Source organism: Streptomyces sp. CA2R106, from assembly GCF_037034245.1.
Classification (GTDB): domain Bacteria; phylum Actinomycetota; class Actinomycetes; order Streptomycetales; family Streptomycetaceae; genus Actinacidiphila.
This window is the reverse complement of sequence record NZ_JBAGKC010000021.1, coordinates 1-13,499: the sequence shown is the minus strand read 5'-3', so window position 1 is coordinate 13,499 and position 13,499 is coordinate 1. Positions and strand designations below refer to the sequence as shown.

At 74.4% G+C, this 13,499-nt stretch carries 8 protein-coding genes; 5 read left to right on the top strand and 3 right to left on the bottom strand.

Going from position 1 to position 13,499, the window contains the following annotated elements:
* Positions 1–131 precede the first annotated feature (131 nt).
* A complete protein-coding gene (locus WA788_RS24985) occupies positions 132–3,557 on the top strand; it encodes an AfsR/SARP family transcriptional regulator (protein WP_335980946.1) in 3,426 nt (1,141 codons plus the stop codon).
* 12 nt (positions 3,558–3,569) lie between these two features.
* Entirely contained in the window at positions 3,570–4,283 is a 714-nt protein-coding gene (locus WA788_RS24980) for a DsbA family oxidoreductase (RefSeq protein WP_335980945.1), read from the top strand.
* 37 nt (positions 4,284–4,320) lie between these two features.
* Here the strand turns inward: WA788_RS24980 and WA788_RS24975 are convergent, their stop codons facing one another.
* Both WA788_RS24975 and WA788_RS24970 read right to left on the bottom strand, forming a co-directional pair.
* Positions 4,321–6,564, bottom strand: a complete 2,244-nt coding sequence (locus WA788_RS24975; protein ID WP_335980943.1) for a sigma-70 family RNA polymerase sigma factor — start codon at positions 6,562–6,564, stop codon at positions 4,321–4,323.
* Positions 6,565–6,655: 91 nt separating this feature from the next.
* On the bottom strand, positions 6,656–7,540 hold the full coding sequence (locus tag WA788_RS24970) for a TetR/AcrR family transcriptional regulator (RefSeq protein WP_335980942.1): 885 nt from the start codon (positions 7,538–7,540) through the stop codon (positions 6,656–6,658).
* 320 nt (positions 7,541–7,860) lie between these two features.
* Between WA788_RS24970 and WA788_RS24965 the strand changes: the two genes are divergently transcribed.
* A complete protein-coding gene (locus WA788_RS24965; protein ID WP_335980941.1) occupies positions 7,861–9,318 on the top strand; it encodes an NAD(P)/FAD-dependent oxidoreductase in 1,458 nt (485 codons plus the stop codon).
* 113 nt (positions 9,319–9,431) lie between these two features.
* Positions 9,432–11,201: an ATP-binding SpoIIE family protein phosphatase gene (locus WA788_RS24960; protein ID WP_335980940.1), complete on the top strand. Its 1,770-nt coding sequence runs from the start codon at positions 9,432–9,434 to the stop codon at positions 11,199–11,201.
* A gap of 1 nt (position 11,202) precedes the next feature.
* On the opposite strand, the gene WA788_RS24955 is transcribed toward WA788_RS24960, so the two are convergent.
* Positions 11,203–12,501, bottom strand: a complete 1,299-nt coding sequence (locus tag WA788_RS24955; protein WP_335980939.1) for an MFS transporter — start codon at positions 12,499–12,501, stop codon at positions 11,203–11,205.
* Positions 12,502–12,665: 164 nt separating this feature from the next.
* Between WA788_RS24955 and WA788_RS24950 the strand changes: the two genes are divergently transcribed.
* Positions 12,666–13,226 carry a MarR family winged helix-turn-helix transcriptional regulator gene (locus tag WA788_RS24950; RefSeq protein WP_335980938.1) on the top strand — a complete coding sequence of 187 codons (561 nt, stop codon included), beginning with the start codon at positions 12,666–12,668 and terminating at the stop codon, positions 13,224–13,226.
* The last annotated feature ends 273 nt before the right edge of the window (positions 13,227–13,499 follow it).

The window sequence follows — 13,499 nt, the reverse complement described above, 5'->3', positions numbered from 1 at the left end:
CCCGCCGCCCGGACCACCGCCTGCCCCCGCCCGACGCGCGGGGGCAGGCGAACGTACGGGCGGGTGGACGACAGCAGGCGCCGTACACGACGAGCCCGCGCGAGGACCGCGCGCGGACGAGCGGAGGCGCCGTGCGCTACTTCGTCCTCGGAGTCACCGAGGCCAGGTCGGAGGACGGCACCGTCCTGCCCCTGAGCGGGGCGAAGGTCCGTACGGTCCTCACCGTGCTCGCCGCGCACGCCGGCCGGCCGGTCGCCCCGGAGACCCTGATCGCCGAGGTCTGGACGCAGGACCCGCCCGCCGATGCCGCTGGCGCACTCCAGGCCCTGGTCGCCCGGCTGCGCAAGGCCCTCGGCCGGGACGCGGTGGCGTCCGAGCCCGGCGGCTACCGGCTGAACACGCCGCGGGAGAACGTCGACCTGTTCGCGTTCGAGGCGCTGCTGCGCACCGGCGAGGCGGAGCTGCGGGACGGGGACCCCGACCGGGCGGCGGCCACCCTGGACCGGGCGCTCGGGCTGTGGCGCGGCCCGGCGCTGGCGGACCTGCCGGACCGGGACGCGGCGGCGGCCCGTACGGACGCGCTGCGCCTGGCCGCGCTACGGGCGAAGTTCGAGGCGGAGTTCGCCCGCGGGCAGACCGCCGCCGTGCTTCCGGCGCTGCGGGAGGCGGTGGTCGCGCACCCGCTGGACGAGCCGTTCCACGCCCAGCTCATCCGCGCGCTGCGGGCGACCGGCCGCGGGGCCGATGCCCTGGCTGCGTACGAGGAGGCCCGGACGGTCCTCGCCGAGACGCTCGGCGCCGACCCCGGGCCGGAACTGCAGGCCCTGCACGCGGAACTGCTCCAGGCACCGCAGCAGACGCCGCACCGAACACCGCGGTACGCGGGCCGACCGGACGGCCCGGGCACGCCGGGCACACCAGGCGGGCCGGGCGGGTCGGAGAAGACCGATGACGGGCGCCGCCACGCCGCGTCCACGCCGCCCGCACCCCCACCCGCGCCGCGGGGCAACCTGCGGGCGCGGCTGACCAGCTTCGTCGGCCGGGAGACCGAACTCGCCGCGATCGGCGCCGACCTGGCGGCCACCCGGCTGGTGACGCTCACCGGCCCGGGCGGCTCGGGGAAGACCCGCCTGGCGCTGGAGGCGGCCGAGGCCGCGCAGACCGGGTACCCGGACGGCGTGTGGCTGGCCGAACTCGCGTCGCTGGACGACCCGTACGCCATCCCGCACGCCGTGCTCAACGCGCTCGGGCGCCGCGACACCGTCGTCCTCGGCACCGCCCGCGACGCGCTCGGCGGCGAACATCCGATGGAGCGGCTGGTGGAGTACTGCACCGGCCGCCGCCTGCTGCTGGTGCTGGACAACTGCGAGCACCTGATCGGGGCGGCCGCGTACCTGGCCGCGGAGCTGCTGGCGCGCTGCCCGGAACTGACTGTGCTCGCCACCAGCCGCGAACCGCTGGGTGTGCCGGGCGAGGTGGTCCGCGCGGTCGAGCCGCTGCCGCCGCGCACCGCCTACCGGCTGTTCACCGAGCGGGCCGGCACCGCCCGGCGGCGGGAGATCCCCGGCCCGGCCGCGGACCGGTCCGCCGACCCGCACGTCGAGCCGTCCCCGGGGCAGGACGGAGCCGGCACGCGCGGTACGGGGACGGACGACGCCGCCGCGGTCCGCGAGATCTGCCGCCGGCTGGACGGCCTCCCGCTGGCGATCGAACTCGCCGCGGCCCGGCTGCGCGCCCTGTCCCCGCGGCAGATCGCCGACCGGCTCGACGACCGGTTCCGGCTGCTGACCGGCGGCAGCCGCACCCTGCTGCCGCGCCAGCAGACCCTGCGCGCGGTCGTGGACTGGAGCTGGGACCTGCTCGACGAACGGGAGCGTACGACGCTGTGCGCGCTCAGCGTCTTCTCCGGCGGCTGCACGCTGACCGCCGCCGAGGCCGTGTGCGGCCCCGACGCCCTGGACGCGGTGGCCCAACTCGTCGACAAGTCCTTGGTGGTGGCCGAGCACGGCGGCCCGTCCGGCACCCGCTACCGGCTGCTGGAGACGATCCACGAGTACGCCCTGGAGCGCGCCCACGAGCGACCCGCCGAACTCGCCGCGGCAGGCGAGCGGCACACCGCGTACGTGCGCGAACTGACCGGGACCGTGGACCCGTTGCTGCGCGGCAGCGACCAGCTGCACTGGTTCGAGGTGATGGAGGCCGAACTCGACAACGTCCGGGCCGCGCTGCACCGCGCGGTCGGGCACCGCTCGGAGGCCGACGCCGTCCCGATCGCGCTGGCCATGGGGTGGTTCTGGTGGCTGCGCAACTACGGTGACGAGGCGGTCGGCTGGCTCACCGAGGTGGCCGCGCTCGGCGCGGACCGGCTGGACGACACCGGCGACCCGATGTACTGGCCGCGCCTGGACCTCCAGTTGCTGCTGCTGTTCGTGCAGGGCGACCGGGCCACCGAGGAGCAGTGGTCGGCGCCGGAGGTGGCGGTGACGGTCGACCGGCTCGTGGCGGCCTATCGGAACGCGGGGGAACCCGCCGCCCGCTTCCCCGGGATGCTGTGGCCCTTCACGCTGTACGTGGCAGGCCGCGGCCGGATGGCCCCCGGCCTCACCGACCACGTCGTCGACAACTGCCGTGCCCACGGCGGCGACTGGGAGCTGGCGGCCGCGTTGATGTTCCGGCTGCACCTGACCGTCGACTCGCCGGGCGGTACGACGCGGGTGGACCGGGACTGGGTGGAGCTGAGCGAGCTGGCCGAGCGGCTGGGGGACCGCTGGATCAGGGCGCAGGTGCACGGTGCCCGCGCCGAGATCGCGGCGCTGCGCGGCGACCACGCGGCGGCCCGCGCGGGCTTCGAGGCGGCCTACCGGCTCGGCCGCGAGCTGGGCGCCTTCAGCGAGGGCGCGTTCCTGCTCGGCCGGATGGCCGAACTGGCCTACCGGTGCGGCGACAACGACGAGGCCCACCGGCTCCTGGACGAGGCCGCCGAGGAGGCCGAGCGGTATGTGGTGATGGACGCCCGCACCTACATCCGCTACCTGCGCTCGGCGGTCCTGCTGCGGCAGGGCGACGTGCCGCGGGCCCGGGAGCTGTACGGGGCGGCGGTGGACCGGATCGCGGACGGCACCCCGCCGCCGATGTTCCACGTCCTGCTGCGCGGGCTGTCCGCGCAGCTCACCGCCGCCGAGGGCGACCTGCCCGGGGCGCTGCGCGAGGCCGCGGCGGCGGTGCGGATGGCGGCGGAGGAGGGCTGCACCGAGGCGGTGACCGGCGCCCAGTTCGACACGGCGGCGGCGGTTCTCGCCGCGCTGGGCGAGGTACGGGCGGCGCTGCGGATGTCCGGCGCCGCGGACACGATCCGCGGCGACCTGCCGCGGACGCTGCCCGAGCGGGCCGACGACGACGCGGTACGTGCGGCCGCCGCGGCGGTGCTCCCCCGCAGGAGGCGGCCCGGGAGCGGGCGCGCGGGGCGGGGTGGAGCCGGCAGGAGGCGGGGGAGGAGCTGGCCGGGCTCGCCCGGACGAGTGATTGATGTTTCAATCGATAGTCTGATGGTCCGCTGAAGGCTCCCGGGAGTGACTGCCGTGAAGGTCGAGATCTATTCGGATATCGCGTGCCCGTGGTGCTACCTGGGCAAGGCCCGCTTCGAACGGGCGCTTTCGGCGTTCCCGCAGGGCGGCGCGGTCGAGGTGGTCTACCGCCCCTTCCAGCTCGACCCGCACGCGCCGCACGAGCCGCTCCCGCACCGCGAGGTGCTGGACGCGAAGTACGGGCCCCAGTCCGCCGCCATGGACGAGCGGCTCGCGCAGCTCGGTGCCGCCGAGGGCCTGACGTTCGCCTTCGACTCGGTGTTGGAGAACAACTCGCTGCTCGCCCACCGGCTGCTGCGCTTCGCGCTCGACGAGTACGGCGCACCCGCGCAGCGCCGGCTCAAGGGGGAGCTGATGGCCGGGCACTTCACCGCGGGCATGGACATCGGCGACCCGGAGCAGCTCGCGGACGCCGCGGCCGCCGCCGGGCTCGACCGCGCCGCGGTGGCCGCCTTCCTGGCAGGCGACGCGCTGACGGACGAGGTCGTCGCGGAGATCGCGCATGCCCGCGAGATCGGGATCACCGCGGTGCCGACCTTCGTCTTCGAGGGGCAGTGGGCGGTGCAGGGCGGCCAGGAGACCTCGACGTTCCTGCGCGTGCTGGAGCAGGTGGCCAAGGAGACGGCGGCCGACGGCTCCGCCGCCTTCGACGCTTCCGGTGCGGACGGCTGCGCCGACGGGGCCTGCGCGGTGGAGTGACCCGCGCGCCGGGCGGCCCAGTTGTGCTTACGGGCGTTCACTTACAGGTGATCACCGAGTCGGCCCAGTCCGCCAGGTTGGCGAAGGCCAGGGCGCTGGAGTCGGGTGTGACCTCCAGCTGGAGCGTCTTGCGGCCGGTGAGGTCGACGTGCACCGGCACGGCCGCGTCGCCCGGGTGGACCGGGCCGGACTGCCACAGCCGGCTCCCGTCGGCGTACACCGCGAAGGTGACCGAGGTGCGCAGCAGCGGCGTGACCAGGTCGTCGATCCCGGCGCGGGCGTCGTAGGACACGCAGGAGCGGTTGAGCGCGATGTTCACCGTGGAGGGCGCGTGGACGCTGATGCCGTGGTCGTAGGTGGTGCCGCCGATGCCGGGGTCGGAGCGGTCCCACCACCAGCTGTTCAGGCCCTGCGGGACGATCGCCGGCTCGTCGGCGGCAGCGTTGACACCCATCACCGGCAGCGAGTTGACCTGGTAGGCGACCGGGGCCGGCGGCGGTGTGGGGGTCGGCGTGGGTGTCGGGGTCGGGGTCGGGGTGGGAGTCGGCTTCGGGGTGGGCTTGGCCGTGGTCGGCTTCGGCGTGGGCCGGGGTGTCGGCTCGGGCTTCGGCGGCGCCGTGGTCGGCGCGAGCGCCGGCGGCGCGGGGGCCGCGGGCTTCGGGGTCGGCTTCGGCGCCGGGCTCGCCGGGGGAGCGGAGCTGACCGCCACGGTGGCCGGCGGCTTGGCCTGCGGCTTCGGCGGGGCCTTCTCGTGGCCCCCGGTCAGCGCGAAGGCGAACGCGACCCCGGCGGCGGCGACCACCACGGCCGCGGCGATCCCGGCCTTGGCCGGTGCCCCCAGACCCTCGCCCGCCGCGGCGCCACCGGCGGCGGCGCCAGTGCCGCCGGAACCGGTGGCCGCGGCTGCCGCGCCACCCGCCGCGGCGGTGGCGGCCGCACCGCCCGCGACCACGATCCCGGCGGCCTTGGTGGCGTAGACGGCGGCGAACCAGCCGATGTACGCGACCGGCAGCAGCCCCTTGAGGGCGGAGTTGAGGTCGGCGAGCTCGGCCGAGGCAGCGGTGCAGCGCGCGCACTCCTTCAGGTGCCGGTTCAACTCCCGGTCCGCGCGCACCCGCAGGCCGCCGCGGGCGTGCGCGCCGAGCCGGTCGGCGTACCGGGCGCACGCGCCCTCGGCGGTCAGCGTGCTGCTGACGTGGGCCTGGAGGTAGGCCTGGCGCAGGCCCTCTCGGGCCCGATGCGCCAGCACCGCCGCCGCGTTGGGCGTCAGGCCGAGCAGCGGGGCGATCTCGCTGGGCGACTCGTCCTCGACCGCGGTGTGCCACAGCACCGTCTGCCACCGCTCGGGCAGGGTGCGGAACGCCCGGATGGCCAGGCTGCGTTCGGCCTCGTGCATGGCGCGGACGTCGGCGCCGAGGTCCGCGCTGCGCTCGGTGGCCGTGGAGCCGGCCGCGGAGACCGCGAACACCGCGAAGTCCTCGACGAGCTGCTCGCGGCGCGCGGTGTTGCCCCACGACGCGGCGACCCGCCGCACCGTGGTCAACAGGTAGGCGCGGACGGCGGATTCGGGGCCGCTGCCCCCCCGGATGGCCTGGAGCGTGCGGGCGAAGACCTCGCCGGTCAGGTCCTCCGCGGTGTGGGCGTCGCGGCAGCAGGTACGCGCGTAGCGTCGTACGGACTCGGCGTGGCGGCGGTACAGCTCCTCGTACGCGCTGTCCTGACCGGCCCTGACCTGGTCGACCAACTCGGCGTCCGAGTAGCCGGATCGGGCGGGCGGGGCGCCGGAGGGCGCGGACTGCGCCGGTACGGTCCCGGTCGCCGCGGCGGCCTCGGTCGGCTGGGTGTCGTCGAGGTCGGCGTCCGCGACGGCTGCGACGGCTGCGACCTCGGCCGGGGGAGGCCCGTCAGGGGCCTTACCGGCCTCAGCCGCCTCTTCCGGTTCCATGCCGGGGTGCCCGGCCGGGCGCAGGTCGGCGTCGGCCGGCAACTCCGGTGCCGGGGCGGGCGCGTCGATGCCGGCCGGGCCCGGAACGGGCAGGCCCGCGCCGGGCGCGTCGGCGGCCGGGGCACCGGTGGGCAACCCGGCCGGCCCTGCCGCGGGGCCCGTTGCGGGCGGGGCGGCAGGGCCCGGGGTCGGTGCGGGAGCCGGGGTCGGCTCCGGTGCGGCGGGCTCGGGCAGCGCGAACGGGTCGCGCTGCCCCGGCACTCTGCGCGGCATCGCCGCGTCGCCGGTCTCCTGGCCCGCGGCCGCGGAGCCGGCCTCGCCGTTCAGCTCATCCACGGGGAAAGCGTGACACACGACCCCACAGCGGCGTCAGGGGTTCAGGAGGAACCACTCATCCGTGGCCACACCGTTCACACATCCTCCACTGTCACTCGATCGGGTCCGCGCCCGCGTGGTGGTCGACTTCGGCGGTGCGCCCGGCCTCCCCGCGGCGGGCCCCCGGTCGCGGACGCAGCCCTTCCAGCAGGATGTCCAGCAACCGGGCGGAAGCGGCCTCCTGCTGCTGGGCATCGGGCAGCGCGGGCGGCGAGGTGGCGATGACCAGCAGGACGTCGGCCACCGACACGTCAGTGCGCAACTCACCTGCCTGACGGGCGCGTTCGACCAGCTGGCCGACGACGTCGAGCAGGGTGCCCACCCCGTCGTCGTCCACCCGCGACTCGGCGGCGGAGCGGCCCGGCCCGGCGCCGTTCGGGCCGGTGTGCTCGGGCGGGAGCGCTCCCGTGTGATCGGTGCCGGCCGCCGCAGCCTGGTCGGGCGCGCCGCCCGCCGGGCTCACCGGCACCGGAGTGCGCTGCGACGGCACCCGGACCGGCTCGTCGCCGCCGGGCCGCGGCTCCTTCCCCCCGGGCCCGCCGTCCACCCGCAGGACCTGCGGCGGCAGCAACCGCCCGGCGCCCGAGGCGGCGGACGTGCGCAGGAAGCGGGCGAGCGCGGACCACGCCTCGTCCTCCTGGCCGAGCGCGGTCCGCGCCTGCTCGGTCAGCCGCGCCGTCTCCTCCTTGGCGATCCGCCTGACCAGGACGTCCTTGCTGGGGAACCGCCGGTAGACGGTGCCGACACCGACCCGGGCCCGCCGGGCCACGTCCTCCATCGGTGCGCCGTAACCGAGTTCGCCGAAGACCTCGCGTGCGGCGCGCAGTACGTGTTCGAGATTCCGCTGGGCGTCGACCCGCAGTGGCGCCGGGCGCTCGACGCCTGCGGGACGGTCCGAATCGGCAGCCGAAGTACGGCGAGAATCCTGAATGTGCATTTGTCCCATCCCCCGGTGAATCACTGTCTCCCCCCGGAGACTCCTCACCCATAGTGAAGATCGCCGCGCCCGTGGCGCGGTACTACGAGACACGAACATAGTTGAGGCCGCGGCCAGAATGAAGAGGGTCTGCTTCCGGTCCGCCACATGGCGGCACGCGCCGCCCCCGCGGCCGTCACCCTCCGCGGTCGCCAACTCCTCCTCGTTCCAACCGTGCTGACCTGGCGCCTTGCCCGCGCTCCGGAAAGGTCGTGTCCGTACTGTGGACAAACGGCCGCGGTCCATTGCGTCATGGAGCAATGACGACGGAGTCAGCAGTCATGGCCAGGACCAGCACACCGCGCATTCTCGTCATCGGCGGCGGCTACGTGGGGATGTACACCGCCCTGCGGCTCCAGCGCCGGCTGAAGCGCCATGAGGCCGACATCGTGGTCGTCGAACCGCAGCCGTACATGACCTACCAGCCCTTCCTGCCCGAGGCGGCGGCCGGCTCGATCTCCCCGCGGCACGTGGTGGTGCCGCTGCGCCGGGTGCTCGACCAGTGCCGGATCATCGTCGGCGAGGCCCGCGCCATCGACGCCGACAAGCGCACCGCCACCGTCGACACGCTGGTCACCACGGAGGAGGGCGGCAACGCGCTGGAGATCCCCTACGACCACCTCGTGCTCGCCCCCGGATCGGTCTCCCGCACCCTCCCGGTGCCGGGCCTGGCCGAGAACGGTATCGGGTTCAGGACCGTCGAGGAGGCCATCGGCCTGCGCAACCACGTCCTGGAGCAACTCGACATCGCCTCCTCCACCCGCGACGCCGAGGTGCGCGAGGCCGCGCTGACGTTCGTCTTCGTCGGCGGCGGCTACGCGGGCGTGGAAGCCCTCGGCGAGCTGGAGAACATGGCGCGCTACGCCGTGCGGTACTACCACAACATCGGCACCGACGACCTGCGGTGGGTGCTGGTCGAGGCGTCCGACCACATCCTGCCCGAGGTCGGCCCGGCCCTGGGCCGGTACGCGCTGCGTGAGCTGCGCGGCCGCAACATCGACATCCGGCTGGAGACCCGCCTCGACTCCTGCGAACACCGGATCGCGGTGCTCTCCGACGGCGACCGGCTGCCGACCCGCACCCTGGTGTGGACCACCGGGGTCAAACCGGCACCGCTGCTCGCCGCCACCGGGCTGCCGCTGAGCCCACGCGGCCGGCTGCGCGTCGATGCCACGCTGCGGGTGGAGGGCAGCGAACGGGTGTGGTCGGCGGGCGACGCGGCCGCCGTCCCCGACCTGGGCGCCGTCCCCGACCGGGGCGCCGCACCGGCCCCGGGCACCAGAGGACAGGGAGAGGCAGGAAAACAGGCCGAAGAGCGGGCCGGAGGGCTGGGGGAGCGGGAAGCACACGGCCGCGACGAGCTGCCGGAGTGCGCCCCCAACGCCCAGCACGCCGTACGCCAGGCCCGTGTCCTGGCCGACAACCTCATCGCCGTCCTGCACGGGGGCACGCTCACCGACTACCGGCACGTCTCCGCCGGCGCGGTGGCCTCACTGGGCCTGCACGAGGGCGTCGCTCTGGTCCGCGGCCGCGCCATCAAGGGCTACCCGGCCTGGCTGATCCACCGGATCTACCACCTCAGCCGGATGCCCACCTTCAACCGCAAGGCCCGCATCCTCGCCGAGTGGGTGCTGTCCGGCCTGTTCAAGCGGGAGATCGTCTCGCTCGGCTCGCTGGAACACCCGCGCGCAGAGTTCGAACTCGCGGCCGGTTCCGAGCGCAAACCCGACGCGCCCTGACCCCGCCCGGCCGCTCAGCGATTCCCGACCCCGCCGAGCTTCGGCCACACTGGACGCGTGACCACGCGTGCAACAGCACTGACAAAGAGTGACAAATACGAGGAATCGGACGTTTGAACCTTACGCGCTGGAGCGCCCGGCTCCCCGGAACACAGCGACGCAGTGCCGTACCAGCAGCACGCGGCAAGGCCGGCGACCCCGTATCCGCCACCACCGGCCCGGCCGGCGGCGCCGACCCCACCGGTGCCGCCACCGCCCCCGCCGAGCGCGGCAACGCCGCCGGCAACCCCGGCGGCGCGGCCCCCGACGACGGCGCCGGAGCCCAGGACACCCCGGCGGCGGACGACACCACCCCCGCGAGTGAACAGTCCGTCCGCGGGGTGCTCAGCCGCCTCCCCGCACTCATCGCCGTCACCCGCGGCCCCGGCCACGAGGTCCGCTTCGTCAACGACGCCTACACCGACCTCTTCGGCGCCCGCACCACCGGCACACCCGCTCGCGAAGCCCTGCCCGAACTCGGCGAGCTCGGCCTGCTCCCGCTGATGGACCAGGTCCACCGCAGCGGCCGCCCCCGAACCGTCAAAGCCCGCAAGGTCGCCCAAGGCACCCGCCCGGGCCCCGGCACCGCCACCCGCGACGGCTACTTCACCTTCACCTGCACCCCCGTCCAGCTCGGGCACCTCGACCCCGAGCAGCGCGGCGTCCTCGTCTTCGGCGCCGACGTCACCGACCAGGTACGGTCCGCCGAACGCCTCCGCGAGAGCGAACGCCGCCTCCGCGACACCGCCGTCACCCTCCAGCGCAGCCTGCTGCCCCAGGAACTCGAACAGCCCGACGACCTCCGCGTCGCCGCCACCTACCAGCCCGGCGGCACCGACGCGGCCGTCGGCGGCGACTGGTACGACGTCATCACCCTCGGCGCCGGCCGCACCGCCCTGGTCATCGGCGACGTCATGGGCCGCGGGGTGCGCGCCGCCGCCGTGATGGGCCAGCTCCGCACCGCCGTACGCGCCTACGCCCGGCTCGACCTGCCCCCGCACGAGGTCATCCAACTCCTCGACGAACTCGCCGCCGAGATCGACGCCACCCAGATCGCCACCTGCGTCTACGCCGTCCACGACCCCAGCGAGGGCCGCCTGCACTACGCCAGCGCCGGCCACCTCCCCATCCTCATCCGCGACCCCGACGGCGCCGTACACACCGTCGAGGAACCCACCGGACCGCCCCTGGGCACCGGCGGCTGGATTCACAGCTCCGGCACGGTGCCGCTCGGCCCCGGCTGCACCGCGGTGCTCTACACCGACGGCCTCATCGAACGCCGCGACCAGGACATCGACGAAGGCGTCGCCGCCCTCACCCGCGCCCTGGCCGGCGCCACCGGCGCACCCCAGGTGATCTGCGACCGACTGCTGCGCTCCCTCGGCGTCACCTCGGAACACGACGACGACGTGGCCGTCCTGGTGCTTCAGTACCCCGAGCACACCGGCGCCGACGCGGAACTCTTCCGCAACGCCTCGCTCGACCTGCTCGGCGGCATCGAGGCCGCACCCCGCGCCCGCGCGTTCGCCTCCGGGGTGCTCGCCTCCTGGCGCTTCCCCACCGAACTGCGGGACCTCGGCGTGCTCGCGGCCGGTGAACTCGTCGCCAACTCGCTCAAGCACGGCATCCCGCCGATGCGGCTGCGGCTGCGGCGCACCGACCGGCGGCTGATCATCGAGGTCACCGACGGCGACGAGCACCTGCCTCGCCGCCAGCGGGCCGACCTCGCCGACGAGGCCGGCCGCGGCATCTCGATCATCGCGACCATCGCCACCGGCTGGGGCTCCCGCCGCACCCCGGGCGGCGGCAAAGCCGTCTGGTGCGAGTTCACCCTGCCGACCTGACTCAGCCCGGTATGCGCTCGGCCGCGGTCGGCTCCGGACGGGCCGACTGCGCCACCACCCGCGCCACCGGCGCCGGGCTGTCCTGCACCGGTGAGAGGTGCCGCGCCATCCGCAGCGCCGTCACCGATATCGCCAGCGAGCACACCACCAGCAGCACGATGTAGGCGTCATACGCCCCGGCCGCCGCGATCACCCCGGCAGCCGCCGGGCCCAGCGCGAGCGCCAACTGCTTCACCAGCGCGAACGCCGAGTTGTACTGCCCGACCATCCGCTCCGGCGCCAGATCGGCCACCAGCGGATTCACGGTGGGCGCCAGCATCGCCTCGCCCAACCCGAACAGCGCGTACGTCGAGATGATCGCCGCGACCGCCAGCGTGTGACTGCCGCTGATCAGCCCCGACACGCCGGCCGCGAGCCACGCCACCGCCCACACCAGGCCGACGGCCGCGATCACCCGGCTGCGCCGCCGGCGCTCCACCAGCCGCAGCACCACGAACTGCGCCAGCACGATCATCGCCGTGTTGGCTGCAAGTGCAGCCCCGAGCGTGGCCGGCGAGATGTGCGTGACCTCCACCGCGAACGCCGACAGCCCCGACTCGAACTGTCCGTAGCAGGCGAAGAACATCACGAAGCCGAGCACGCAGACCATCACCATCGCCCGGTCGCGCAGCAGCGCCCGCCAAGCGGCCCCGGCGCCGGGCTCGGTCCGGCCCACGGCCGCGATACGCGGCGCCCCGGGCACCCGCGCGGTGGCGATCACCGCACCGAGCACCAGGAACATCGCCGCCTCGATCGCGAACAGCCGGATGAACGAGGACGGATGCGCGGTGTCCACGATCAGGCCGCCGATCAGACCCCCGACGCCCAGCCCCAGGTTGTTCAGGAAGAACTGCATGGCGAACGCCCGCGACCGCGTCGCGGTGGTCGAGCACCACACGATCATCGTCGCCAGCGCCGGCTGGACCACGGCTATCCCCGCGCCCAGCGCGCCCGCCGCCGCGATGACGCCCGCCTCGCTGCCGGACAGCCCGAGCCCGAGCGAGCCGCACGCGGCCAGCACGGTGCCCACCACGGCCACCGGCACCGGACCACGCCGGTCGATGGCCCGACCGGTGAAGGGCAGCACGAAGAGCGCGGCGACGGCGAACGTCGCCAGCACCGCGCCCGCGATACCGGCACCCAGCCCCCGCACCTGCGACACGTAGACAAACGTGAAGGGCACGGTGAAGCCGTTGCCGAACGCGCTCAACGCGTTCCCCAGCTGGATACGGCGCAGCGCGGCGCCCATCGCGGTGGTCACACTCACCTCACTCGATACGGCCGCGCCCTCTCCAGGCACGGCACCAGCCACATCCTCCGAACCGCAACAGCTTCGGAGTGAAGACTTCATCTCTAAACTTCGAAGCTAAAGACTACACAGCGAAGGGCTTTAGCGCAATCTCTTTCCGTGGCATACTCAGGGGCATGACCGCAGCCCCGGGCTCCGCGGGAACCCCGCAGGAGCTGGACCTCGACGAACAGATCGCCGCCTACCAGCGCGAGTTCCCGGAGGTCGACCCGCAGGTCGAGAAGGTCGTCACCGCCCTCGGGCGGCTCAACCGCCGGATGAACGTCGCCTACGGGCGCCAGCTCGTCGACCTCGGCATCAGCAACTCCGAGTGGGAGGTCCTCAAGGCCCTCGTCGTCGTCGGCCGGCCCTACCAGCTGGGTCCCGGCGACCTCGCGAAGCGCCTCGGGCTGACGCCGGCCGCCATGACCCACCGGATCGACCGCATGGTCACCGAGGGTCTGGTCACCCGGGCCCGCGACGAGTCCAACCGCGTGCGCGTCATCGTCGAGCTGACCGACGAGGGCCGCGAGAAGTGGCTCCAGACGATGCGCCTGGCCGCGGTCTTCGAGGACGAGCTGCTCCAGGACCTCACCCCGATCGAACGCGTGGCGCTCGGCGAGATCCTGACCCGCCTGCTGCGCCGGGTGGAGTCCGACCAGCCCGACGCCGGCGGCCGTCTCGAAGACCTGGACTGAGGTCCTCCTCGCCGCGGAATTCGCCGCAGAACCCGCGCGGTTCCTCGCCTCTGACCGGCCGGTCGACCCGGCGGTTGACATCACCGGGACGGATGCGTAACGTACCGCGAGCTGTCCGACGTGAGCGCCGATCTTGGTCGGTCCCGGGCCAGCCATCCCGCAGTGACCTCTCGACTCGATACGCGCTTCGGCGTGTCCTCGTTTTGGTGTGCGTTTTTGCGGAATGCGAGCGGAGTTTCGAAGGACCGGGCCGATTTGGTCCGACCGGCCGAG